The organism is Kangiella koreensis DSM 16069 (assembly GCF_000024085.1).
Classification (GTDB): domain Bacteria; phylum Pseudomonadota; class Gammaproteobacteria; order Enterobacterales; family Kangiellaceae; genus Kangiella; species Kangiella koreensis.
The window spans coordinates 2645611-2667858 of record NC_013166.1 but is presented as its reverse complement, the minus strand read 5'-3'; the positions used below and the strand labels follow the sequence as shown (position 1 = coordinate 2667858).

Here is a 22248-nt window from a genome sequence, read left to right as displayed (position 1 = left end):
AAAGTAGGTCGCCCAAAGCGAAAAGTTTGAAATCACAAAGCTACCAACTGCCCAACACACCCAGCTAACATCAACAACAACCCCACCATTGTCATTACTAATAATTGTTTTTGTCCTGACTCTGTAATGCCGCGTACTTCGCTATTGAGTTTGCGTAGCTTTCTCAGATAATCCAATCGCATGGCATTCTGTACTGGTCTTTGTCGATCTCGATTTTCAAATACTTCGGCTAAATACACTTCATATCGCGAACATTCTGTCAGCTTATTGAATCCTTGTATTAATTGATAGGCAAGCCAGATCAGCATGCATAGGGAAAATACAATAACTATCAGAGAAAGCGCTGAAAGATTGGATAGTTGCAGCAATTCTTGCCAGCCAGCAACAGAACCTGCAAGAGCCCAAAGACAGCCGAACAGGTAGAGCGGCAGGATTAAAAGCCAGAACCAAGGCTTAAATTTAGATTGGGGCAGTTGCTGCGGGGGATTCTGAATATCGTCGTACATTAGGCATAGAGGGAAAATTCGCAAGGGAAGCAATCATACCCATATTGAGAATATGGTTCTGAGAGTTTATTCAAAGTTAGTGGTTAATTAATGATACTCTTGTACCACATAATTTATGGCTGTCAAAAAGGGTTAAATTATTAAAAAGTTGGGACTAAGAAATGCTAGGTATGTTTGAAGGTATTGTTGGAGGAGGGTTGGCTGTAATTTTAGTTAACAGTAAGTTTGCCGAAACACAACCAATATGGTTAAGAGCTGTATGTATCACTATTGTTTGGTTCATACTTTTTAGCTTGATTGAAGTTAGCTTTAGACAAAGCTCAATAACTACTTTTTGGGATACTATTTTAAGAGTTGCTCTATGGATTTACTTACCATTAATTCTTTTTATGTATTTTTTTAAATGGGTGGATAAATTACGAAAGAAGCACAAAGAAGATTCGTAATAGGTTGGATTAGTCGTTTAGTAACGCCATCCAACAACCGACCTGTTTAAAAGGTTTGTACTTGCTTGACTATAAACGAGGGGAATATGGTTCTGAGAGTTTATTCAAAGTTAGAAAGTGATAGATGGATTAGTTAAAGTCTTATGAGTTATAGAATAAGTAGTGTGAATCGAAAGGTTTGCTCCAATTACCCCTTGGAGTTAGCCGAGTGAAGAGAAGTTATAGCGTAAATTGGGCAGGGATGCCCAATTTAGCCACTTCGAAACAGGACGTTTCGTATTGGTGGCGCGTCATAACTTTGATGAGCGAGGGTAGTCCGCAGGACCTAACGATTGGGGTGTCATTCTTTTGCCTACTTTTCTTAGACAAGTAAGAAAAGTAGGTCGCCTTACGGCGAAAAAATACCCTAACGCGTTATCGTTTCCACTTTACCTTCTTTACCCAGCAACAATACATCGGCTGCTCTTTCCGCAAATAAACCATTAGTCACAACACCAACGATATTATTAAGAATTCGTTCAAGCTTGATGGGCTCATTAATAACCAGACCATGCACATCAAGAATAACGTTGCCGTTATCAGTGACAAAGCCTGTACGATAAACCGGGTCGCCACCTAGTTTTACGATTTGGCGTGCGACATAACTACGCGCCATTGGGATAACTTCTACTGGTAACGGGAATTCACCCAAGCGACGAACCAGCTTAGACTCGTCAGCGATGCAGATGAATTGATCGGCAGCTGCTGCGATAATTTTTTCACGGGTCAGGGCGCCGCCACCACCTTTAATCAGCTCCAATAGATGGTTGGATTCGTCTGCGCCATCTACGTAGACTGGGAGCTTGCCCACTTCGTTGAGTTCGAATACTTCAATACCGTGCTTCTTTAAACGCTCGGTTGATGCTTCAGAGCTGGACACTGCACCTTTGATTTTGTGTTTCATCGTCGCCAGCGCATCAATAAAATAGTTGACGGTGGAGCCAGTTCCCACGCCAACAATCGAATCGTCGACCACATATTCAAGCGCGGCTTCACCCACTAACTTCTTTAATTCGTCCTGTGTCATAACGGCTCCTATTGCTTTTCTATACTTAAGATAAAATCCCACTCTTCCTTGGTGACCGGCATAATTGAAAGGCGGTTACCTTTTTGCACCAGTTTCATGTCAGCAAGTTCAGTGTACTGTTTCAGTTCATCTAGCGGAATTTCCCGCTTCAAGTCACGCACATGCTTAACGTCTACCATATACCAGCGTGGATTATCGGGATTGCTTTTGGGGTCGTAGTATTTTTGATCGGGGTCGAAAGCGGTGTGATCGACATAACCTTCTTTAACGACTTCCATGATGCCTACTATGGCTGGCGGTTTGCAGTTTGAATGATAGAAGAAAACTTTATCGCCTTTTTTCATCTCATCACGCATCATATTGCGAGCTTGATAATTACGAACGCCATCCCAGTGGTCAGTTTTTTTGGGCAGGGCTTTGAGGTGTTCAATACCGAAGACATCGGGCTCAGACTTCATTAACCAATAGTTCATAGTGCTCTAGGCTTGTTGGTGACTAAAGCGCAAAGTATAAAGCATGAGCTGTAAAATTGTTAGTTATGGCTTAGGGGTAAGGGTTGGTTTTGTGGGAGTTTTTGGTTTGCGATCAAACAGACGATAGTTGCTGGGGGTGATGACGGCATCCATTTGGATATCCCATTTTTCCTGAGGTATGTCGCGGACCTGTTGCAGATTGTAGGCAAGGCCGATGAGTTTGGGCTGTTCGTGCTTGGGGATGTTGGCCAGAACGGTGTCGTAATAGCCGCCCCCCATTCCAAGCCGATTACCTTTAAGATCGAAAGCGACCAGCGGCATAAAGATAATATCCAGTTCACTGGGTCGAACTGCCTTGCTGATAGGGGAGGTGGGTTCGAGAATACCAAAAGCCCCTTCCTTGACAGATTCTTTGCCGGAGTATGGCAAAAACCACATACCGCGTTTTTTATTGGGATAGATTTTGGGTACGTAGCATTTTTTACCCAGCTTTAATGCATATTCAATCATTGGCATACAGCTGATTTCGCCACGAGTAGGCAAATAAAAGGCTATAGAATGGTGATCTTCAATGAGCTTGGCTTCGGAGGCGTGACCGAGAAGGGCCAGGGCTGCGCGCTCCATAAAGGGCTTGGTCAGCGTTAAGCGTTCATGCTTAATTCTGGTTCTTAGATAATGTTTTTGAGCAACTGCTTCGTTCATTGCGTCTAAAATTAAAACCCCGGACTGCCGTTGTAGGTAATAGCCCATGAACCCAAAGGTTCAGGGGGGAGTCCATGTAGAAGATCAGGCTTTCCGGTCGAAACGGACTTGCGCAACACTTCCATTGAGGAGTCCCAAGTAAAGTATTATCGGCTCGAGGACGGTCGCTACTGACGAACAGCCCAGGAGGAGCCATTGTAACACACCGCACGCGGTCTGTTTCAAGTTATGCTGGATCCTTCCGGGTGCCAGTTGGCGAAAAGACGCTAACTGTCAGACACTTCTAACAAAAAAGTTAAAAGCGAAATTGCTTTCCTGCTCGATTAAGAATTCTTTGTTGTTTTTTTATTAAGAATCTGTGAGCTCTATTTGCTCACTGTGCTTTAGAGCCTGGTCAATTTTTTGACTCATATGGCTAAGCCTTTGCTCGATATCCTGTGCTTCACCGCTATCGAGCGTAGGTGTGTTAATCAATTCATAGCTTAGGTTCAAGGCCGCCATTACGGCGATGCGCTCAAGGCCTAATACTTTTCCAGCTTCGCGAATTTCTTTCATGCGCTTATCTAAAAAGCTAGCAGCCTGCAAAAGCTTCTGATGCTCGCTTTCAGGACTGGCGACCTGGAATTCTTTCCCCAAGATTGTAATGTTTATCGGTGTAGCTTTTGGTTTTGCCATATTGTTATAAAAACCTTAAATGCGACCTACATCGACTTCAGTCGAGAGATCATAATATCAATCTGCTTACGTGCAGTCTCATTTTTGCTGTGCAGACGATCACGCTCATTACGCAACTCGTTGATCTGTTGCCGTAACTGATTATTCTCAAGATTGATCTTCTCGAAGCGCGCTAACAAGGCGTTGATCTTATCTTCTAGTTTCTCTAATTGACCTTGTGTCATAGTGAGTTACCCGATTTTGTTAAAGCACACTATAAAGTTTAGCTGGTTTTTGGTCAATGTTTAATCAGCTCTACTTGTGATGACGCTAGCACCTTTTAACTCAAGAAATGCGCGGTCAGAGTGTTGGGTTTTAAGTGTATAGCGGGTTAAACTATGGGCCTGTCACTGATTTTACAAGATGAAAAGCGTTTAACTTAATGAATTATTTACAAATTAATGAGTTTTGCCAAAAGTATTTACCGGATTTGACCGGCTCAGAATTAGCCGGAATGTTGCATGGCCTGGTCGGTCATGGTTTTGTACCTGAGGCTGGGCGCTGGCCGCAGCAAATGAGTGACTTTTTAGCCAATGGCGAAGCTCTGGGTCAACAGGCTGAAGATGAGCTTGAGCAAATTATTGCTTTCACACAAAAAGACTATCAGCCCGAATCTTTCACTATTGAGTTGATAATTCCCGATGATGACAGCCCAATTGACCACCGAGCTCAGGCTTTGGGCGAGTGGTGTCAGGGTTATTTGACTGGCTACGGCTTGATCAAGCAGGAAAAAGAGTTAGATGATGCTGCCCAAGAAGCGCTGCGAGATATGAGTGAAATTGCCAAGATTGATTTTTCCATTGAAGATGATAACTCTGAAGAGCTGGAGTCTGCCTTTATGACCATCTCTGAGCATGTAAAAATGTCAGCGCAGATTATATTTCAGTCGAACAAGGCTGTTCCGATGGCGCCCCAAAATAAACAAATTCACTAGTCTTTCCAGATTACTTTTGACTCACAGGATTCTTGATGCAAGCAATCAACTTTGCCGCACGACGTAAAAAACTGATGCAATGGATGGGTCCTAACTCTATTGCGATCCTACCTTCTGCCACTGAAAAAGTGCGCAGCCATGATGTGCATTACCCTTTTCGCCAAGATAATGACTTCTGGTATTTGACCGGCTTTAATGAACCTGAGTCGGTGGCGGTTCTGATTCCAGGGCGCAAGCATGGTGAGTTTATTCTTTTTAATCGTGAAAAGGATGTTACTCAAGAAATTTGGCATGGAAAGAGACTTGGGCAGGAAGGCGTTGTTGAGCAGCTGGGTGCGGATGATGCTTTTCCGATATCCGATATTGATGACATTTTGCCGGGTCTAATGGAAGGCAAGGAGCGAATTTACTTTGGCTTCGGTGCTCATCCTGAGTTTGACCAAGATATTATGGATTGGCGTAGTCAGCTGCAATCACAATCGGTTCGTGGCTCTGAGCCTCCGGGCGAGCTGGTTGATTTACGTCACCATTTACACGATATGCGTTTGATAAAATCATCTGCGGAGATCCAGCGCTTGCGTCATGCGGCGAAAACAGCGGCCAAAGCACATTGTGAGTTAATGAAAGCCTGCAAGCCAGACAAGACGGAAATGCAGATGGAAGCGGTTTTGCATTATCACTATGTGCAGGGTGGTTGTCGCTATCCAGCTTATCCTTCGATTGTGGCTGGTGGCGATAACGCCAATATTTTGCACTATGTAGAAAACAGTGATGTGCTTAATGATGGTGATTTGTTGTTGGTGGATGCAGGTTGTGAGTTTGAACATTATGCAGCAGATATTACACGCACCATTCCAATTAATGGGCGATACTCCAAGGAACAGGCTCAGCTATACGATATTGTGCTGGAAGCGCAGCTTGCAGCCATCGAAATGATTAAGCCGGGCAATCACTGGGCGCAAATTCATGATAAGGCAGTAGAGGTTATTACTAAGGGATTAGTCGAGCTGAAAATTTTGAAAGGCAATCTGAAAGATTTGATAAAGCGCGGTGCCTACCGTGATTTTTTTATGCACAAAACGGGTCATTGGATTGGTCTGGATGTGCATGATGTGGGCGACTATCAGGTGCATGGGCAACCGCGAGTGCTAGAGCCTGGCATGGTTTTGACCGTTGAACCGGCGCTGTATATTGGAAAAGAGAATACTAAGGCTGCCAAAAAGTGGCGTGGTATTGGTATTCGTATTGAAGATGATGTGGTGGTGACTCGCGATGGCTATGACATCTTATCGAAAGACGTGCCGAAAATACGCGAAGAGATCGAAAGACTGATGGCAAAAGCAGACAGATAATTTGGAAACAGCAAGCAGATGAAACAGTATCCGGTGGTGATTATTGGTGGTGGTATGGCTGGAGCCAGTCTGGCTTTGTCGTTGGCTAATATCGGTATCGAAAACGCAGTATTTGAAGCCTTCGCACCAGAATCAAATGCACAACCGGGGTTTGATGATCGAACCGTAGCCCTATCAGCAGCATCGTTGAACATTTTAAAGAGGCTGGGGTTGGAAAAAGATCTCTATTCGGTAGCGGCGCCGATCAAAAACATTCATGTGTCGGATCAGGGACATTGTGGTTTTGCTCGAATTGATGCAAGTGAGTGTGGCGTGCCCGCCTTGGGTGCGGTGATAGAGAACTGGCAATTGGGTCAGGCGCTTAATCAGGCCATTAGTAAGCAGTCTTTAATTGACTACTATGCTCCGGCTAAGGTTGTCGATATTGAGCAAGCAGAGCAGTACGCTACACTTCGCATTGAATTGAGTAACGCTACACAAGAAGTCAAAGCAGGCTTGGTAGTGTTGGCCGATGGGGCGCGTTCGCCATTACGTCAACAATTACACATTGACGCCCAAGTAAATGATTTTAGAAAGTCGGCTGTAGTGTGTAACCTGACAACTCAACTGCCCCATCAACACTGTGCTTATGAGCGTTTTACTCAAGATGGACCTTTGGCATTGCTACCCTTAACCAAAAATCGTATGGGCTTGGTCTGGTCGAAGCCTACAAAGGAAGCTCAGTTGTTAGTGGAACTGGATGAAGCTAAATTTTCCAAGCAATTAGAAGAAGCGTTCGGTGCTCGTCTTGGCAAGATTACTAAAGTAGGCTCAAGAAAATCATTTCCACTGATTCAACTGAAAGCTGAAAGCCTTTTTCGCGGGCGTTGCGTTTTAATAGGTAACGCAGCCCAGTCTTTGCATCCCATCGCTGGCCAAGGTTTTAACCTGGGGCTGCGTGATGTAGCGGCATTAACTGAGATATTGACGTCTGTAAAAGAAGTTGCTGAAGACAGTGGTCAACCATTGGCACAGCAATTGGGCGACTATCAGGTATTAAGGCAATATCAGGAAAGTCGCCAGGCAGATCGAGAACAGACCTTATGGGTAACGGAATCTTTGGCACGTCTGTTCAGTAATCCCTGGTTGCCGTTGTCAGTTTCCAGAAACATGTTATTAAAAACGATGGATGTTGCCCCTGTGGCTAAGGGCGTATTTGCCAGTCAGGCCATGGGTTTTGGATTTAACAACAGTCGAATGGCGAGTCATGAAGAATAAAATCATTATCCTGCTGATGTTTGTATTGGTTGTAGTGTTGGCTGCAGTTGCTTGGCAGAGCTTTACCACGAGCGATGAAAGTAGAGGTCAGGAAAGCGGCAACGACGAGCTCATTATCGAGAATGCAGAAAAGCAAAGAAGCAAACCGGAAGAAGAGATAAAAGAGACTGAATATGTGCCACCAGAAGTTTCGCCAACCATAGATAGTAGCAATGAAATGAGACATGACGTCCAAGATGAGGAGCGGGATGAGGAGGGTCTTGACCCAAAACTTTGTGAGCTAGTGGAGACATATGATGATTGGCAGAAAACCTCAACGGGTTATACTTCGCAAAAATTAATTGATGAAATTAGAAACTGGGGTGATAGGCGGGGTTATTTTGAAATGGAATACAATGGTAGCCGCATGGAGATTAAGAAAACCTCGGATTATGATTATTACGAAACCGAAGATTTGCGACAAATGGCGGATGCGGGCGATACCATTGCTAACGTTAAAATGGCCTATCGCTTGTTCCTGAAAGGTGATGAAGCATCTCTAGAAGAAGCGCAACCTTACTGTGAACGAGCAATTGTTGATGGTTATTCAGCAATGCATGGATGTGTAATTACTTACGTAAATAATTTGCTCACCCATCATGAAAATCAGGAAGAACCAAACATAAAAAGGATTGAAGAATTGCAAGTTGAATCCCAGGCCTGGAAACGAATGTATGAGTTAAGACATGATCCGCTTGGCGAAATCATGTTTGAGGGCTCATTGTCGGAAATAGAAGGTGTTGAAGTCACAGACGAAGAAATTGAGCTTAGAACCAAACAGCTCTATCAGGACTTAGTCAGGAAAAGAGTTAACTTGGGCTTAGGACCATTCTTAGAAACACCTGCACCGAAAATTATTGTCTATGCAGTGCAAAATGGTGTTAATGATGGTGACATTGAACAATGTTTTGAGACCGATTTACTTTGAGGGTCTCCATTTGGATAATGCTCAGTGCTTTATGGCGAAAGAGTTAATATGAATACATGTACCAAAGTACATTTTTGTATGATGATAAGCGGACTGATACTTTGTGTTATGTCCGTTTCCGCTTGTGCAAAGCATGTTCGTCCTGCTGAAAATTATTCAGAGCAGGTTACTGCTGAATTGTGCAATGAAGTAAATCGTTATCAAGACTGGGTTTTGTATCACGATCAGTGGGTCTCTGATACTTTTGACTCTGAGCGTTATCAGTGGAAAGTAGGAAGAGGCTATCCAGTCAAAGAGTCAAAGTTTTACCAAAAAACGGATTATGACAAATACTCAACAGAAACCTTAATGCGTTTAGCGCAGGATGGTGATAAAGCAGCCAATTTAGAGCTTGCACAGCGTTACTATTACTTTAGTTCTGGAAACCTAAACAGCGCCGAACACTTTTGTTATATGGCAGTGGTAGATGGCTTAAGTGCCATGACCAGTTGCATGATAAGTAGTTATGGTGCAAAGGTAGCCAAGCAAATGGCGAAAGATCAGAGTGCACAATCTGAACGACAACTCGAGTTGAGACTCGTGCTACTGGGCTGGATCGACATTACTAAGGATTTTGATGATATTTTTGCGCAGCGATTTGCTGAGGTTATAAAACCAGGCTATCAACGCAATGATATAACTGATGCTATGATCGAAAATGCTGCTAGAGATATTCGGAAAAAACTTAAGTCGGATCGTCAGAATCGTAAGCAATACAAAGAAACATTATCCGCTAATGTCGAGCAAAAGATGCCTGAGTTATGGCGTCTTCTTGAGCAAAAAAAATTCGATGAGAACATCATTAACGGCTGTTTGAACGAGAGTCAGTATGCAACACAGTAACCCTGATTATGACCTGATTATTGTTGGTGGTGGCATGGTCGGTCTGGCGCTTGCTGCCCGACTGGCACAATCGCAACTTAAAATAGCCATCATAGATCCAAAACCTGTGGTAATGAGCTGGGACAGCAAAGAATTTGATCTCCGTGTTAGTGCCATTACCCGAGCCAGCCAGAAATTATTGGACGAAACTGGTGCCTGGGATTTTATTGATCAGAATGAAAAAACAGCTTATCAAAAGATGTCGGTGTGGGATGGTGAAGCCAGTCGAGGCAAGATTGAATTTGATGCTAATCTATTAGCTGAACCTAACCTTGGGCATATTATCGAGAATCGTGTGCTGCGTCGTAGCCTGTTTCAGGCAATAAAACCCTATCGAAATATTGACTTTATATCTCCGCAAAAATGCAACAGGGTTACGTATCAGGCGGAGCAGGCGAATATTGAACTTGCCGATAGTAAAACTATTTCAGCCAAGCTGCTGGTTGCTGCCGATGGTGCCATGTCATGGCTCAGGAAAAACAGTGGTATCGACATCAAGAATAAACCTTATGGCCATAAGGCGATTGTCGCCACAATAAAAACTGAAGATCCACATCAATACACAGCCTGGCAGCGCTTTGACCATAATGGCCCATTAGCCTTTTTGCCATTAACCGATAAACATCACTGCTCGATCGTTTGGTCAGTCAAAAGCAACTATGTCGATCAATTAATGGCGTTAAAAGATAAAGAATTCTTGCAGCGACTGGAGCAGACCTTTGAGTTCACGCTTGGTCAATGTCTGGAAACCAGCCAGAGAGTCGCCTTTCCGTTAATTGAGCGTACAGCAGAGTCACTGGTGCAAGATCGTATAGCACTGGTTGGTGATGCTGCCCACACCATTCATCCGTTAGCAGGCCAGGGCGTTAACCTTGGTTTGAGTGATGTAATAGAGCTTGCAGAAACTATTGAGAGAAGCCATGGCAAACAACAGGACATAGGCCTGAAAAGAAACCTGCGACCTTACGAGCGAGCGCGCAAAGGCGATATATTTATGATGCAAAAAGCCATGCAAGGATTTAAATTACTCTTTGAACAGGAAATGCCGTTAATACAAATGACCCGAAGCTATGGTTTGGCACTAACCAATCAGCATCCATTGCTAAAGCAACATCTGATTAAACATGCGATGGGATTATAAAAAAGGAGTGTTTTATGAAGTTGATCTTACCATTCATTATGTTACTTATTTCTCAGGGACTCTTTGCAGCAGAGCTAAGCCCAATAAGAGATGCAAAGGTTCCCATTTCTAAGGTAAAGGAATCGCAGAGAGAAATGTTTATTGGCGAGTGGATGTCGGTTCAGGAGACTGAAAACGGTCATACTAGGAAAGCCATCACTAAGCGAGCTGCTGACGGCAATTACACTATCATCTTTGAGCTTTATTCCGAAAAAGGTGATCTTGTCTTTAAGCAGGAAGAGTTTGGTCTGTGGGGAGTTTCAGGTGGAATATATTTTACAATATTCCAGGGTAGTCTCGAAGATAACAAGCCGGTCAACTCTGACCCGACTAATGCTAATAATTATGACGCTTACAAAATTGTAAAAGCATCAAAGCAGGAACTGGTATACCAAAGTCTCTCTTCTGGCGATATATATACCTATCAGAAAGTTGAGAGTGATAGCATCTGATGTATGTTGTCATTTTTAAAGCCAAAGTTCGTCAGTTTGATGATCAGTACTCTCAGACGGCGAACCGCATGCGTGAATTGGCCTTAACTGAATTTGGCTGTCTGGAATTTAATGCAGTCACCGAAGGTGATCTGGAAATAGCACTATCCTACTGGCCATCAGAAGAACATATCAAAGCCTGGAAACAGCATCCCGAACATCTAGCGGCACAGCAACTAGGCAAACAACGCTGGTATGAATCCTACTCAGTCGAAGTTGTAGAAATAAAAAGGTCGTATAAGAGTGGCTCGTATTAACTAACGATTTGGATGCCAACGTAGGATGTGTCGTGACGCAGATCCTGCCCTAGGGGTATCATTACAAAGCAACCGTCTTGTTCTGATGTTCATTGTGTGAAAAGTAACTCGCTGAGAAGCGAAACACAAAGGCAAAATGTGACCATAAAACCTTGATCTACATCATCCCCTCTCTTAATAAAACAGAAATAATAGCATCCTCCCCTTGTAATATTTAATGATAATAATTATCATTTACGCACTTATCTCATATGAACTACTGGTGTTATAACTATGATGAAAACATGGCTCACTGGCTTGTCAGCAACTGCATTATTGGTATTAAGCGCTTGTTCTGATGAGTCTGCACAATCAAATGAATCCAAAGCTCAATCTCAAGAGACGCAAGCGGCAACACAATCTAACGACAACAACAAAGAAATTGTGGTCTATACCTCGCGCAAGGAGCACTTGGTCAAGCCTTTCTTTGAGCAGTTCACTGCCGAAACCGGGATTGAAATCAATTACATAACTGATAGCGAAGCAGCTCTCATCAGTCGCTTGAAAGCTGAAGGTGAGCGCACCCCAGCTGATGTTTTAATTACGGTCGATGCAGGCAATCTTTGGTTAGCAACACAGGAAGATGTGCTACAACCCATTGAATCACAAGCTTTAGAAGCTGCTATTCCTGATAGTTTACAGGATCCCGAGAATCATTGGTTCGGTTTGACTGTTCGTGCAAGGACTGTTGTTTATAGTACTGAGCGCGTTAAACCGGAAGAATTAACCACCTATGAAGCATTGGGAGAAGAACAATGGAACGGTCGCCTGTGTTTGCGCACTTCGAAAAAAGTCTATAACCAGTCGTTGGTAGCGATGCTAATAGCTCGTTATGGCGAAGAAAAGACTCAACAGATCGTGGAAAGCTGGGTCGCTAATCTGGCAACCGATCCTTTTTCGAATGACACCAAGGTTATGAATGCCATCACTGCAGGTGTATGTGATGTGGGAATAGTAAATACTTACTACTTTGGTCGTTTACAGAAAGAGTCGCCTGACTTGCCCTTGGCGTTGTTCTGGCCTGGTCAAGCGGAAGAAGGATACGGCGTGCACGTCAATGTTTCAGGAGCTGGGATCACAAAGCATTCTGATAACAAAGAAAATGCGCTAAAATTGATCGAATGGTTGGCGAGTGAAGAAGCGCAACAGATGTTTGCCGGTTTAAATATGGAATACCCAGCAAATAAAAACGTCAAGCCAACCGAAGAAGTTGCAGCCTGGGGCGAGTTTAAAGCTGATAGCACCAACTTATCCAAAGCTGGAGAATTACAGCCTGCTGCTGTTAAGTTAATGGATCGCGCAGGTTATCGATAATTTAAAATAAGCGAATCATATTGACTGATAATACTGATCGACAGACCTCTCAGAACGCCAGCACTAAACGCTGGCGTTTTGGCGTTTTAAAGAAAGTGGATGGTTTCCTTCTATGGGCCATTCTGTTGATTTGTCTCTTGCCGTTGCTGCCTCTGCTATTTTCATGGTTCAACCTTGAGCCAGAGCTGTGGCAACATCTGTGGAATACCCAAATACCTCAACTCCTGAGCAATACCTTCTGGCTGGTGTTGTTGGTGGGGGTTGGTAGTTTCCTGATTGGAGTATCGCTGGCCTGGCTGATTGTGATGCACGACTTTCCAGGTCGCTCGATCCTGCAATGGGGCCTGATGCTGCCGCTGGCGATCCCGCCCTATATTCTGGCATTCACGCTGCTTGGTTTTACCGATTATGAGGGGCCGCTACAGCACATGCTTGAAGCAGTAGGCTTAGGAGTGGCCTGGTTACCGGATACGCGAAACGTTTTTGGTGTGGCTTTAATTTTTACCCTGTCGCTTTATCCTTATGTCTACTTGTTGATGCGCAGTGCCTTGCAGCGCAAAGGCCGCACTAGTTATGAAAGCGCCAGAACTCTGGGCTACAGTCGCGCCAAGGCCTTCTGGCGTTTGGTGATTCCGCTTACGCGTCCAGCCTGGATCGCAGGTCTGGGGCTGGTATTGATGGAAACCCTGGCCGACTTTGGCGCGGTAGCGATTTTCAACTTCGATACCTTTACCACGGCAATTTATAAGTCCTGGTATGGCTTCTTTAGTGCTGGAACCGCCGCACAATTGGCCTGTATCTTATTGTTATTTGTGGCTTTATCGGTGTTAGTGGAGAAGTGGGGACGTGGCCAGAGTCGCTACGATCAGACTGGCATCGCGCTGAAAGAATATCGCCAACCACTAACCGGCTGGTGGGGGTGGCTGGTACAAATCTTTGCCTGGACCGTTTTTGCGTTGGGTTTTGTTTTGCCAGTGATCCAACTGCTGGTTTGGGCAATTAAAACCTATGAGCGACATACCGATGGCACGCTTGAATTATTAAGTCATACCATGATTCTAGCGGTCGTTGCGGCTCTGATTACCCTGGTGGTAGCTGGAATTATGGTGTGGGCGAAACGCAATCGGGAGTCAACCAGTCGTAATTTGGCGATCGAGTTTTCACAATTGGGTTATGCATTACCGGGAACGGTATTGGCGGTAGGCATCATGATGGCACTTAACTGGATTGATGGTGGTATTGCGGGGCTATTCGGCATTAAGGGTCAATGGCTGGCCAGCGGCCTGTTTGCCCTAATCCTGGCCTACGTCATCCGTTTCTTGAGAATAGGTTATGGCCCGGTGGCCAGTTCCATGTCACAGATTAAACCCAGCGTGGTTGAAGCAGCTGCCAGCCTTGGTGCTAACCAGAAGGAGCGCTTCTGGCGGGTCTATATTCCTCTGTTGCGCCCTGGTGTATTTACCGCATTATTACTCATATTCGTCGAAGTAATGAAAGAGTTGCCAGCGACACTGATGCTGCGCCCTTTTGGTTGGGACACGCTGGCAGTTCGAATCTATGAGCTGACATCAGAGGGTGAGTGGGAGGTAGCAGCCTTGCCCGCGGTTCTGTTAGTGGCCGTCGGAATTTTGCCTGTGATTTATCTGATCAAGAAAAGTGAGTCTTAACAGATTTCACTGAACGAAATCCGTTTCTAAAGCTAAAAGACAAGCGTAAAATAGCCATAGCACTATCTATTCCTCCAAGTGACGGCACCATGTATAAATTATCTTCAGGCCCTGTGACCTATAACCTTGCAGTAGAAACTCTATTACAAGCGACTCAACTGTCAGTTGAAGATTTGCAAGACGTAGATTATCAAAAGTTTGTTCAGCTATTCACTTTGGAGCAGGATGACCAGATCATTGGAGTCGTCGGCATAGAGCTACATGGTGACCATGCTTTGGTGCGATCGCTGGCAGTAGCGGACAGTGAGCGTGGACAAGGCTTGGGCGTGCTGCTGTTGAAACATGCTGAAGAAGCAGCGCACATACAGGGCATCAAAGAGCTGTATTTATTAACCACCACAGCAGTTCCCTTTTTTAGCAAATTGGGCTACCAGGTAGCGGACAGAGCCATGGCTCCAGAGGCAATCGCACAATCGAAGCAGTTTGCTGGAATATGTCCCTCCTCGGCAACTTTTATGTCTAAGCTATTGGGACAATCTATTGGTCAATAAGTAAACCATAATTAAAGGTTATTTAGAGCGCTAATTCTAGCGTCACAGGGTTCTTTTAAGCCCTTTTCCCCTGTATAATCGCTGGCCATTAAATGAACCACTGGACACCACCTTAATGGCCAACAAAACCCCTCTCTATCAAGCTCATGTCGATGCCAATGCGCGAATCGTTGATTTCGGTGGCTGGGATATGCCTCTCAACTATGGCTCTCAAATTGATGAACATCATGCAGTCCGCCAAGATGCGGGTATGTTTGATGTGTCACACATGACAGTTGTTGAAGTTACGGGCGGTGAAGCCAAGGCCTACATGCGTTATTTGCTTGCCAATGATGTGGATAAGCTAAAAGAGCCGGGCAAGGCACTTTATAGCGGCATGTTGAACGAAGAAGGCGGCGTTATCGACGATCTTATCGTTTATTATTTGACCGATACGCATTACCGTACGGTGGTCAATGCTTCTACTCGCGATAAAGATCTGGCCTGGATGGAAAATGTGGCTCAGCAATTTGACGTGGCCATTGAAGAGCGCGTTGATGTGGCTATGATTGCGGTGCAAGGCCCTAATGCGGTTGAAAAGGCGCAAAGCATCATGAGCGACCAGCAGAAAGCTGTGGTAGCAGACCTTAAGCCCTTTGTCGCAGCGCAAGCTGGTGACCTGTTTGTAGCACGCACTGGTTATACCGGTGAAGATGGCTACGAAATTATCGTACCTGACTCGAAAGGCATCGAATTCTGGAATCAATTGATTGAGGCGGGCGTTAAGCCATGTGGGTTAGCAGCGCGAGATACCTTGCGTTTGGAAGCCGGTATGAATTTATATGGCCATGATATGGATGAAAGCGTATCGCCACTTGAGGCCAATATGGGCTGGACCATCGCCTGGCAACCAGAAGATCGAGATTTCGTCGGTCGTAAAGCTTTGGCTGAACAGAAAGAACAAGGCGCGCCACGCAAGCTCATCGGTCTTGTGCTTGAAGATAAAGGCATCATGCGTGAAGGCCAGGAAGTGGTCGTTAATGACGAAATTGTCGGTGTGGTCACCTCAGGTACCATGTCACCAACCACCAGCAAGAGTATCGCCATGGCGCGTGTCAATCGTGATTTAAACGAAGAAAAGGTCTTGGTTCAGGTGCGTAAAAAACAACTGGCAGCCAAGGTGGTAAAGCCTAGTTTCGTCCGTCAAGGCAAGTCACTGATATAGTCGAATCAGTAGGCCCAGGCAGTGGTTTCTGCTTGGGCAGACGAAAAGTTTCATATACAATACGCTTACTTTTTGAGCGACAATTGACCGTCAATTAACATCAAGCCGATAAACAGGCTAATCATTGAGGAATGTTTAAATGAGCCAGATTCCAGCAGAATTAAAATATGTATCTAGCCATGAGTGGATTCGTGACGAAGGTGATGGGGTAGTTACCGTAGGTATCACAGATCATGCACAAGAATTATTGGGTGACGTAGTATTCGTTGACGCGCCAGATGTCGACAGCGAAGTAGATGTAGGTGACGAAATTGCAGTCGTTGAATCTGTCAAAGCAGCTTCTGACATTTATGCACCACTAGCAGGAACTATTCTAGAAGTGAATGAAGAGCTCGAAGATTCACCTGAACATATTAATAGCGATCCATATGGTGATGGCTGGATGTTCAAGATGAAGTTGGTTGATGCGGGCGATTTGGATGGCTTGTTGTCGGCAGATGAGTATGCTGACGAGATCGCTGAAGACTAATTTAACTTCCTGCTGCGTTGTTAAATGTGTTAATTACTCAGCTCGTTTACCTAAGTAAACAACGCCTCATAATTAATACATTTGCCTAGCATCAGAAACTTAAATGACTTAAGGGTGGCACGGCTGCCTAGCCTAAGAAAATTTTTCTAAAGTTTTTTGCGCGGTGACTGTTTGGCGATTGATTCTGGGACTCGTTTACCCAAGTAAACTACGCTTCCAAATAAGCACGTTTGTCTTGCGCTAGAAACTTGAATAGTTTTAGGGTTGCGTAGTTGCTCAGGCTAAGAACATTTTTCTAAAGTTTTTATGCCGCGTGAAGCTGGGAAAGAATTTCCAAGTTTAAGAAATTACGATAAGTGTAAGATTTAAGGGCCTCGAATCAATATCGGGGCTTTTTCTGTTTTAATTAATGGCCGATTTTGGCCGTTTAACCAAAGTAGGTAATTGAAAGCTATGGCTGACACATTGAGTTTGAAAGGGGCACCTTTGCAACAATTGCAACAGTCTGATGACTTTGTACGTCGTCATTTAGGCCCTCGTGAGGACGAAATCCAGGAGATGTTGGAAGAGCTTAAGCTAAGCTCGCTGGATGATTTGGTGGATAAGGCTGTCCCACATAAAATTCAAATTAATGCGCCGCTGGCGGTTGAAGAATCACGTTCTGAAGCGGAGACTTTGAAATACCTAAAGTCGTTAGCTGATAAAAATGTGATTGCAAAATCCTACATTGGTATGGGTTATTATGACACCATTACGCCAACCGTTATTTTGCGTAACGTGCTTGAAAATCCAGGCTGGTACACTGCCTATACGCCTTATCAACCTGAAATCGCACAGGGTCGTCTGGAAGCTATTTTGAACTTCCAGCAAATGACCATGGATTTGACCGGTATGGAGCTGGCCAGCGCCTCATTGCTGGATGAAGCGACAGCGGCTGCCGAAGCGATGGCTTTAGCGAAACGTTCTTCCAAGAATAAAAAATCCAACAGCTTCTTCGTAGATGAAAAAGTATTCCCACAAACGTTGGACGTGGTGCAAACCCGCGCTGAGCATTATGGTTGGGATGTGATTGTTGGCCCAGTAACTGAAGCGACCAGTCATGATGTGTTTGGTGCTTTATTGCAATATACCGATGTAAATGGACAAGTCACCGACTTAGAGCCCATCATCAGCAAATTACACGACAACAAAGCGATAGCTTGTGTCGGCGCTGATATCATGAGTTTAGTGATGTTGAAAGCACCAGGCGAAATGGGCGCTGATGTGGTATTTGGTTCTGCGCAGCGTTTTGGTGTGCCGATGGGCTTTGGTGGTCCACACGCAGCTTTCTTCGCGACTCGTGATGCTTTTAAGCGTTCATTGCCGGGCCGCATTATCGGTGTGTCTGTGGATACCCGTGGCAATCAGGCCATGCGTATGGCGATGCAAACTCGTGAACAACACATTCGCCGTGAAAAAGCGACTTCCAATATTTGTACTGCGCAGGTTTTGCTGGCAAACATTGCTGGTTTCTACGCGGTTTACCATGGCAAGAAAGGTTTAACCACTATTGCTAACCGTATTCATCGTTATACCACGATAGTTGCCAAAGCTCTGCAAAATGCAGGTCTGGAATTGGTAAATGATAGTTGGTTTGATACGGTAACTTTTAAAGCGAAAGACATGGATGCCGTTCAGGATCGCGCCAAAGCTGCTTTGGTCAATTTACGTTATGATGGCGACAAGGTTAGTTTCTCAATCGATGAAGCGAAAAATCAGACAGACATCGAAGAATTGATTGAAGTATTAACTGGCGCTAAAGCTGATGTGCTTGAACTGGATTCAGAAGCAAAGAGCAGTATTCCTGCCAGCCTTGAGCGCACCTCAGATTTCTTAACGCACCCTACCTTTAATGACTATTATTCTGAAACGGATATGTTGCGTTATTTGAAGCGTCTAGAGAACAAAGACTTCTCATTGGCGCATGGCATGATCCCATTGGGTTCGTGCACCATGAAATTGAACGCGACCAGTGAAATGATTCCTGTGACCTGGCCTGAATTTGCCAATATCCATCCCTTTGCACCAGAAGAGCAAACAACCGGTTATCTCGACATGATAAAAGAGCTAGAAGCCGATCTAGTCGAAATCACTGGCTATGACTTTGTGTCGATGCAACCTAACTCAGGTGCGCAGGGTGAATACGCTGGTTTATTGGCGATAAAAAAATACTTTGAAAGCATTGGTGAAGAACACCGTAATATCTGCTTGATTCCAAGTTCAGCACACGGTACCAACCCTGCATCAGCACAAATGGCTGGCATGAAAGTGGTTATCGTTAAGTGTGATGAAAAAGGTAACGTGGATGTTGAAGACCTGGAAGCCAAAGCGGTTGAGTTAAAAGATAACTTGGCAGCATTGATGGTGACTTATCCTTCGACTCACGGTGTATTTGAGGAAGAGATTAAACATATCTGTCAGATCGTTCATGACAACGGCGGTCAGGTTTATATGGATGGCGCTAACATGAATGCTCAGGTCGGTATTTCTAAGCCTGGTGAAATTGGCTCAGACGTATCGCATTTAAATCTTCATAAAACTTTTGCCATTCCACACGGTGGTGGTGGTCCGGGTATGGGACCGATTGGTGTCAAAAAACACTTGGCGCCATTTGTTTCCGGCCATGCGGTTCGTAAAGTTCATAGTGTCGAAGCGCGCGATGGCGCAGTTTCAGCAGCACCATACGGTAGCGGTATGATTCTGCCAATTTCATGGGCATACATTAAAATGCTGGGCCGTGAAGGGTTGCGTAAATCCACCGAAGTGGCATTGTTAAACGCAAACTATCTGAAAAACAAACTGGCTCCACACTACCCAGTGCTGTACATGGGTCGTAACGACAAAGTCGCGCACGAGTGTATTATCGACTTGCGTCAAATTAAAGCTGAAACCGGTATCAGCGAAGTGGATTTCGCAAAACGTCTAATGGATTATGGCTTCCATGCACCGACCATGAGTTTTCCGGTAGCGGGCACTTTCATGATAGAGCCAACAGAAAGTGAATCCAAGTACGAACTGGATCGATTTATTAATGCCATGGTCAGTATTCGTCAGGAAGTCGAGAAAGTTCGTTCGGGTGAATGGGATGCGGAAAATAATCCATTGAAAAATGCCCCGCATACTCAATCCGATATACGTAACTGGGATAAGCCTTATTCAATTACTGAAGCAGTTTATCCATCGCCATCAACTATCGAGTCGAAGTTTTGGCCAACGGTCAATCGCATCGATGATGTCTATGGTGATCGTAACCTGATTTGTAGCTGCCCAAGCATTGAAAGCTATCAGGATCAGGACTAATCAGTAAGACAGAAAAGCCAGCGTTTGCTGGTTTTTTTGTAACAATAAGAAGGAAATTACTCAATGTCCGAAGTAAAAGGTGAATTTATTGCCGTTAGTACAGGCATGAATTTAGGAGGACAAATATCGGTTATAGCCAAGGACTACATTCAAAAAGCAGATGTGGTTTTTGCGTTGATGCCTCATACATTGGCTGAACGGTGGTTAGAAAGACTTAACCCTAACGTAAAAAGCTTGCAGCCTTTTTACGGAGTAGGTAAATATCGCATGCAATCATACGAAGAGATGATTGAAGCGATGATGGATGAAGTCAGAAAAGGTAAAAAAGTATGTGGTGCATTTTATGGTCATGCTGGTGTTTTTGCTTGTGTGCCACGCTTAACGATAGATAAAGCCAGAGAAGAAGGTTTCCGAGCGCTAATGGAACCAGGGATTTCAGCTGAGGCATGTCTATACGCTGATATAGGTATCGACCCTGGTGTGCATGGTATACAAGGGTACGAAGCGTCACAGTTTTTATTTTATAATCAATCACTTAATAATGCAGCCCATGCTGTTATGTGGCAAATAGGGATTGTTGGCGAACATACAGCCACACAATTTGAAACTAAGCCAGAGTGGGTTGAGGTTTTTGTTGAAAGGTTAGAAGAATGGTATCCATTGTCTCATGAAGTTATTCTTTATGAGGCTGCGGTATTGCCAATTGAAGAACCAAGAATTGAGTACTTGCAGCTAAAGGATCTACCTGTTGCTGAGATGTCGACTAAGACAACGTTGATTATCCCACCTGTCAGAAATCTTGAGCTAAATTCGAAGGTGTTAGAAAGGATGGGGCTGCAGCCAGAAGATATAGCACATGGTTAAGATGTTGGAACTTATCTAATAATCCTGTATAAGCAGTAAGTTACTATTCTTATATTTAAAAAAGAGGGAGTATTGTATGTCAAAGAAAAAGCTAGAAGAATTCATAATTCAGCTAAGCGAAGATTCCGAGCTTAAACAATCCTATATTGAGAACCCAACAGCTGTTATGCAGAAAATTGGCTTAGAAAAGCAAGAAATAAAGGCAATTATGTCTGGAGATAAAAGACAGATATCAGCAATACTTGGGCAGGATGCTGAACTTGTAATTACCGGTATTATTCATCTAGTAAAAAAGTAAAATTTAAAATAGGATGATTGAAAATCGTACAGTTAGGCGGGCTGTATGCTAAGCTAGGCGTACAGCTTCCGTCAGGGAATAATATCGAAATGGAGTTTAGGGCAATCACTGAATGAGACCTTTCTTAATAAAACTATGCATTATATTGATGCTACTTTCAGTAGCGTCAAGGGCTTTTGCAGTTCAGAGTTTAGAGGCGAGATTGGATGAAGTTCAGCATTTACTATCGTCTGACCCCAAAGCCGGTTCTCAGTATATTGCTGACTTAGAGCTGTCAAAAGAACAGTTTAATGAGTCGCAATCTAGTCGGTTTGCCCTATATAAAAGCCATAGTCTGTTGATGGCAGGAGATTATCAACAAGCTACAGCCCTTCTTAATAATTTGTTGGAAACTAATCAAAGTCCTGACGTAAAGGCACAAGCCTATTCGATGCTTGCAGTTATTTTTGCAAGTAACTCAGAGTTCATGAATGCTTTTGTTAATATTGAGAAAGCAAGATTAATGTTAAATGACTTAACAGACTCAAGAGCTATAAAAACAGTATTAGCAAATGCTGCAACCATATATACAGAAGTGGGATTTGTGGATAAGGCTTACGAGTACTCAAACAGCTATTTGAAGGAAGTTAGCAAAGCTGGACTAGAAAAGGAATTATGTTATGCATATTTCAATTCTGGAAATATAGAAGTTCAGCTACAAAGTTATGCGAAGGCGAAAGATTATTTTATTGAAGCGAGTAAAAACTGTAAAAGCTCTGGCCAAGATCTCTTCTTCTTATTAGTTTCGCAAGAGTTAGCGTCTATAAACATAACAGGCAAAAATACTAAAGATAGTTTAAAAGAGCTTGAGCTTATACAGGATAAGTTTCGAGCTATAGATTGGGATATTGGAGAGGTTAATGGACTTATTAAAATTGCAGATATACTACTCAAATTAAAGAAAAATGAAGAAGCAGTAAAATATGCGGAGAAGGCGTTCGCTGCCGAAACCACTGACAATTATTTCCCTCATAAAAAAGAGGCCACTAGAATACTCGCAACCGCATATTCAAATCTTGGGAATAACGATAAAGCCATAGAGTATTATCAACTGTATATCGACACAGAAAGACAAATTCAGTTGCAATTGAAGCAGCGTAAGATGGCTTATTTTATTGCAATGCAGAGTATGGAATAG

At 43.9% G+C, this 22248-nt stretch carries 24 protein-coding genes and 1 other RNA gene; 18 read left to right on the top strand and 7 right to left on the bottom strand.

All coding sequences use genetic code 11. The features are described from left to right. Nucleotides 1-32: 32 nt before the first annotated feature. Nucleotides 33-506 (bottom strand): hypothetical protein, encoded by a 474-nt coding sequence (locus tag KKOR_RS12425; protein ID WP_015781489.1) that lies wholly within the window; start codon nucleotides 504-506, stop codon nucleotides 33-35. A 170-nt stretch (nucleotides 507-676) separates the two neighbouring features. Between KKOR_RS12425 and KKOR_RS12420 the strand changes: the two genes are divergently transcribed. Further along, on the top strand, nucleotides 677-952 hold the full coding sequence (locus KKOR_RS12420; RefSeq protein ID WP_041296062.1) for a hypothetical protein: 276 nt from the start codon (nucleotides 677-679) through the stop codon (nucleotides 950-952). A gap of 406 nt (nucleotides 953-1358) precedes the next feature. Here KKOR_RS12420 and rpiA read toward each other — a convergent pair whose 3' ends face one another. The 6 genes from rpiA to zapB form a co-directional block, all read right to left on the bottom strand. Then, nucleotides 1359-2018, bottom strand: a complete 660-nt coding sequence (gene rpiA / locus KKOR_RS12415) for a ribose-5-phosphate isomerase RpiA (RefSeq protein ID WP_015781487.1) — start codon at nucleotides 2016-2018, stop codon at nucleotides 1359-1361. 8 nt (nucleotides 2019-2026) lie between these two features. Further along, nucleotides 2027-2491 (bottom strand): EVE domain-containing protein, encoded by a 465-nt coding sequence (locus KKOR_RS12410; RefSeq protein ID WP_015781486.1) that lies wholly within the window; start codon nucleotides 2489-2491, stop codon nucleotides 2027-2029. Between the two features lie 63 nt (nucleotides 2492-2554). Continuing rightward, nucleotides 2555-3193: a 5-formyltetrahydrofolate cyclo-ligase gene (locus tag KKOR_RS12405; RefSeq protein ID WP_015781485.1), complete on the bottom strand. Its 639-nt coding sequence runs from the start codon at nucleotides 3191-3193 to the stop codon at nucleotides 2555-2557. Nucleotides 3194-3205: 12 nt separating this feature from the next. After that, nucleotides 3206-3385, bottom strand: a non-coding RNA gene (ssrS, locus tag KKOR_RS13375) — 6S RNA. 156 nt (nucleotides 3386-3541) lie between these two features. After that, complete coding sequence (locus tag KKOR_RS12400) at nucleotides 3542-3868, bottom strand: cell division protein ZapA (RefSeq protein ID WP_015781484.1); 327 nt, start codon at nucleotides 3866-3868, stop codon at nucleotides 3542-3544. A gap of 26 nt (nucleotides 3869-3894) precedes the next feature. Beyond that, nucleotides 3895-4092, bottom strand: coding sequence for a cell division protein ZapB (gene zapB / locus KKOR_RS12395; protein ID WP_015781483.1), 198 nt, complete (start codon nucleotides 4090-4092; stop codon nucleotides 3895-3897). A gap of 197 nt (nucleotides 4093-4289) precedes the next feature. Here zapB and KKOR_RS12390 point away from each other — a divergent pair, with 197 nt between their 5' ends. The 17 genes from KKOR_RS12390 to KKOR_RS12310 all read left to right on the top strand — a co-directional run bounded on the left by KKOR_RS12390 (nucleotide 4290) and on the right by KKOR_RS12310 (nucleotide 22248). Then, nucleotides 4290-4841, top strand: coding sequence for a UPF0149 family protein (locus tag KKOR_RS12390; protein WP_015781482.1), 552 nt, complete (start codon nucleotides 4290-4292; stop codon nucleotides 4839-4841). Between the two features lie 35 nt (nucleotides 4842-4876). Next, entirely contained in the window at nucleotides 4877-6193 is a 1317-nt protein-coding gene (gene pepP, locus KKOR_RS12385; RefSeq protein WP_015781481.1) for a Xaa-Pro aminopeptidase, read from the top strand. 18 nt (nucleotides 6194-6211) lie between these two features. Continuing rightward, a complete protein-coding gene (ubiH, locus tag KKOR_RS12380; protein WP_015781480.1) occupies nucleotides 6212-7450 on the top strand; it encodes a 2-octaprenyl-6-methoxyphenyl hydroxylase in 1239 nt (412 codons plus the stop codon). Further along, nucleotides 7440-8417, top strand: a complete 978-nt coding sequence (locus tag KKOR_RS12375) for a hypothetical protein (RefSeq protein WP_015781479.1) — start codon at nucleotides 7440-7442, stop codon at nucleotides 8415-8417. Before ubiH ends, KKOR_RS12375 begins: the two co-directional genes overlap by 11 nt. Nucleotides 8418-8465: 48 nt before the next feature. Next, nucleotides 8466-9299 (top strand): hypothetical protein, encoded by an 834-nt coding sequence (locus KKOR_RS12370; RefSeq protein ID WP_015781478.1) that lies wholly within the window; start codon nucleotides 8466-8468, stop codon nucleotides 9297-9299. Continuing rightward, nucleotides 9286-10479: a UbiH/UbiF/VisC/COQ6 family ubiquinone biosynthesis hydroxylase gene (locus KKOR_RS12365; RefSeq protein WP_015781477.1), complete on the top strand. Its 1194-nt coding sequence runs from the start codon at nucleotides 9286-9288 to the stop codon at nucleotides 10477-10479. Before KKOR_RS12370 ends, KKOR_RS12365 begins: the two co-directional genes overlap by 14 nt. Before the next feature lie 14 nt (nucleotides 10480-10493). Beyond that, nucleotides 10494-10970 (top strand): hypothetical protein, encoded by a 477-nt coding sequence (locus KKOR_RS12360; protein WP_015781476.1) that lies wholly within the window; start codon nucleotides 10494-10496, stop codon nucleotides 10968-10970. Then, nucleotides 10970-11266 carry an antibiotic biosynthesis monooxygenase family protein gene (locus tag KKOR_RS12355; RefSeq protein WP_015781475.1) on the top strand — a complete coding sequence of 99 codons (297 nt, stop codon included), beginning with the start codon at nucleotides 10970-10972 and terminating at the stop codon, nucleotides 11264-11266. The genes KKOR_RS12360 and KKOR_RS12355 overlap by 1 nt, the downstream gene beginning before the upstream one ends. Before the next feature lie 273 nt (nucleotides 11267-11539). After that, nucleotides 11540-12619 carry a Fe(3+) ABC transporter substrate-binding protein gene (locus tag KKOR_RS12350; protein WP_015781474.1) on the top strand — a complete coding sequence of 360 codons (1080 nt, stop codon included), beginning with the start codon at nucleotides 11540-11542 and terminating at the stop codon, nucleotides 12617-12619. Nucleotides 12620-12639: 20 nt separating this feature from the next. Then, complete coding sequence (locus KKOR_RS12345; protein ID WP_015781473.1) at nucleotides 12640-14286, top strand: ABC transporter permease; 1647 nt, start codon at nucleotides 12640-12642, stop codon at nucleotides 14284-14286. An 89-nt stretch (nucleotides 14287-14375) separates the two neighbouring features. Next, nucleotides 14376-14837 (top strand): arsenic resistance N-acetyltransferase ArsN2, encoded by a 462-nt coding sequence (gene arsN2, locus KKOR_RS12340; protein WP_015781472.1) that lies wholly within the window; start codon nucleotides 14376-14378, stop codon nucleotides 14835-14837. A gap of 115 nt (nucleotides 14838-14952) precedes the next feature. Next, nucleotides 14953-16041, top strand: coding sequence for a glycine cleavage system aminomethyltransferase GcvT (gcvT, locus tag KKOR_RS12335; protein WP_015781471.1), 1089 nt, complete (start codon nucleotides 14953-14955; stop codon nucleotides 16039-16041). 139 nt (nucleotides 16042-16180) lie between these two features. Next, nucleotides 16181-16570 carry a glycine cleavage system protein GcvH gene (gene gcvH / locus KKOR_RS12330; RefSeq protein WP_015781470.1) on the top strand — a complete coding sequence of 130 codons (390 nt, stop codon included), beginning with the start codon at nucleotides 16181-16183 and terminating at the stop codon, nucleotides 16568-16570. A gap of 453 nt (nucleotides 16571-17023) precedes the next feature. Further along, complete coding sequence (gene gcvP, locus KKOR_RS12325; RefSeq protein ID WP_015781469.1) at nucleotides 17024-19909, top strand: aminomethyl-transferring glycine dehydrogenase; 2886 nt, start codon at nucleotides 17024-17026, stop codon at nucleotides 19907-19909. Between the two features lie 63 nt (nucleotides 19910-19972). After that, nucleotides 19973-20773, top strand: a complete 801-nt coding sequence (locus KKOR_RS12320) for an SAM-dependent methyltransferase (RefSeq protein ID WP_015781468.1) — start codon at nucleotides 19973-19975, stop codon at nucleotides 20771-20773. Nucleotides 20774-20849: 76 nt separating this feature from the next. Then, nucleotides 20850-21071, top strand: coding sequence for a hypothetical protein (locus tag KKOR_RS12315; protein ID WP_015781467.1), 222 nt, complete (start codon nucleotides 20850-20852; stop codon nucleotides 21069-21071). Between the two features lie 202 nt (nucleotides 21072-21273). Beyond that, nucleotides 21274-22248, top strand: coding sequence for a tetratricopeptide repeat protein (locus KKOR_RS12310; RefSeq protein WP_228638645.1), 975 nt, complete (start codon nucleotides 21274-21276; stop codon nucleotides 22246-22248).

Coding starts and splice junctions, on each gene's coding strand:
- KKOR_RS12425 (WP_015781489.1), bottom strand. CDS start 506: ATGTACGACGATATTCAGAATCCCCCGCAGCAACTGCCCCAATCTAAA.
- KKOR_RS12420 (WP_041296062.1), top strand. CDS start 677: ATGTTTGAAGGTATTGTTGGAGGAGGGTTGGCTGTAATTTTAGTTAAC.
- rpiA (WP_015781487.1), bottom strand. CDS start 2,018: ATGACACAGGACGAATTAAAGAAGTTAGTGGGTGAAGCCGCGCTTGAA.
- KKOR_RS12410 (WP_015781486.1), bottom strand. CDS start 2,491: ATGAACTATTGGTTAATGAAGTCTGAGCCCGATGTCTTCGGTATTGAA.
- KKOR_RS12405 (WP_015781485.1), bottom strand. CDS start 3,193: ATGAACGAAGCAGTTGCTCAAAAACATTATCTAAGAACCAGAATTAAG.
- KKOR_RS12400 (WP_015781484.1), bottom strand. CDS start 3,868: ATGGCAAAACCAAAAGCTACACCGATAAACATTACAATCTTGGGGAAA.
- zapB (WP_015781483.1), bottom strand. CDS start 4,092: ATGACACAAGGTCAATTAGAGAAACTAGAAGATAAGATCAACGCCTTG.
- KKOR_RS12390 (WP_015781482.1), top strand. CDS start 4,290: ATGAATTATTTACAAATTAATGAGTTTTGCCAAAAGTATTTACCGGAT.
- pepP (WP_015781481.1), top strand. CDS start 4,877: ATGCAAGCAATCAACTTTGCCGCACGACGTAAAAAACTGATGCAATGG.
- ubiH (WP_015781480.1), top strand. CDS start 6,212: ATGAAACAGTATCCGGTGGTGATTATTGGTGGTGGTATGGCTGGAGCC.
- KKOR_RS12375 (WP_015781479.1), top strand. CDS start 7,440: ATGAAGAATAAAATCATTATCCTGCTGATGTTTGTATTGGTTGTAGTG.
- KKOR_RS12370 (WP_015781478.1), top strand. CDS start 8,466: ATGAATACATGTACCAAAGTACATTTTTGTATGATGATAAGCGGACTG.
- KKOR_RS12365 (WP_015781477.1), top strand. CDS start 9,286: ATGCAACACAGTAACCCTGATTATGACCTGATTATTGTTGGTGGTGGC.
- KKOR_RS12360 (WP_015781476.1), top strand. CDS start 10,494: ATGAAGTTGATCTTACCATTCATTATGTTACTTATTTCTCAGGGACTC.
- KKOR_RS12355 (WP_015781475.1), top strand. CDS start 10,970: ATGTATGTTGTCATTTTTAAAGCCAAAGTTCGTCAGTTTGATGATCAG.
- KKOR_RS12350 (WP_015781474.1), top strand. CDS start 11,540: ATGATGAAAACATGGCTCACTGGCTTGTCAGCAACTGCATTATTGGTA.
- arsN2 (WP_015781472.1), top strand. CDS start 14,376: ATGTATAAATTATCTTCAGGCCCTGTGACCTATAACCTTGCAGTAGAA.
- gcvT (WP_015781471.1), top strand. CDS start 14,953: ATGGCCAACAAAACCCCTCTCTATCAAGCTCATGTCGATGCCAATGCG.
- gcvH (WP_015781470.1), top strand. CDS start 16,181: ATGAGCCAGATTCCAGCAGAATTAAAATATGTATCTAGCCATGAGTGG.
- gcvP (WP_015781469.1), top strand. CDS start 17,024: ATGGCTGACACATTGAGTTTGAAAGGGGCACCTTTGCAACAATTGCAA.
- KKOR_RS12320 (WP_015781468.1), top strand. CDS start 19,973: ATGTCCGAAGTAAAAGGTGAATTTATTGCCGTTAGTACAGGCATGAAT.
- KKOR_RS12315 (WP_015781467.1), top strand. CDS start 20,850: ATGTCAAAGAAAAAGCTAGAAGAATTCATAATTCAGCTAAGCGAAGAT.